Source organism: Oleiphilus sp. HI0043 (assembly GCF_001634935.1).
Genome location: NZ_LWEY01001433.1, coordinates 1 through 1,490, shown reverse-complemented (window position 1 = coordinate 1,490; position 1,490 = coordinate 1). Strand labels below are relative to the sequence as shown.

Below are 1,490 nucleotides of genomic sequence, written 5' to 3'. Positions count from 1 at the left end.
CTTTCATTTTGCTCTGAATCCGTAAAACTCCCACCAGCTATACCCGTACCATCATAGTTACCTGATAGTACAAAGCTTCGACCCGGTTCGTTATTAAGCTCTTCTACAGAGAAATCGCCATTAGTATCGATCGTACCAATCGACATCCAGCCGTCTTCGCCGTCACCTCCATTGAGAATAACCTGGTTTCCTTCCTGCTGTACTCGAACCAAAGCAAAACCTGATAACTCATCTTCCGCAACACATTGATCACCAGAGTCATTTAGCATCTCGTTATCTGGGTTAGTTCCGTCAACACTCCAGGCAAGTAGGTACTCACCAGACATATTAGGAACACCCGAGCCATCGCATGTGGTATCAGCTGTATATGGACAAGCATCGGCGTTATCACCGATACCATCGCCATCGGTATCAAACTGCTCTGTCGCATCATCAACAAACGCATCTTCCTGATCGACAATACCATCACCGTCAGCATCTTCGACTGTAGTACCACCAGTCCCACCATTATTCATTGCCATCAAGAAGGATTCAGCTGATAGTTGCCCATCAAAGAACCATTCCGTGTCATCAGAACAAGGTACAGACCCCCAACATACCAGTAGCGCACCATTTTCATCATCGACCCCAAAGGCGTGAATATATTCTGTTTCTGTGCCTCCATTGAGTGATAAAACCAAGTCCCCGGCTTCTATACTCCAGTCACCTGAATAGTGTGATTCTCCGCGCGACAAGGCATTGTCATCTAGCTCAGCACTAAACGAGCCATCAGAATTAAAGGTCATGGACTCCATAATGTAGTAAGGGTCGCCACCATCATCTGGCGCATCGTCGAAGTAAACATTAAAGCGAGTTTGGTCAGAAAGTTCTTCTACCGTAAACATATGACCAGAGGTGTCTCCCCCATCACAGGCATCACCTATTCCATTATGGTCGCTATCTTGCTGATCACTGTTTGCATCAGTCGGACAGTTATCAATATCATCCGGTATACCGTCTGAGTCACTGTCAGTCGCATCTTCACTCACTGCATACAGCATGCTAGCAATGTAGTCATTAGCTTCACCATCATGGAAGAACTTGGTAGAAATATGAGGGAAGCCATCAGACAAGATGCCTAGCTTACGAGAGAATACTCCTGAAGCACTTGTCGCCGTAAAGCGAACAAAGCCAGAATCTATCGACCAGGTAGTCGTGTATTCAGTTCCAGTGTGATGGTCTTCGAAGCTGCCGGTTCCACCGCTATCAAAAGCAACCGTATCTTGCTCGCTGTACCAAACGGTATCGTTCACTTCTTCTGTCGTTAGCAGCTTATCCAGGCCGCCACAGTCCTCGACAGCTTGGTCGTAGTCCGCTTCAACCGCGCCACTTTCGACATCCCCTGTGGTACAGGCTTCTGGGCCGCTAGTTCCCATATCACGCATCCACTGTGCAGGGCCGTCATATTCAATACTGGAATCATTACCTTCATCGATTACCGCACGAATACT

At 47.4% G+C, this 1,490-nt stretch carries 1 protein-coding gene; it reads right to left on the bottom strand.

All coding sequences use genetic code 11. The features are described from left to right. On the bottom strand, positions 1-1,490 hold a 1,490-nt coding region (locus A3729_RS20130), incomplete at both ends, for a thrombospondin type 3 repeat-containing protein (protein WP_197475947.1).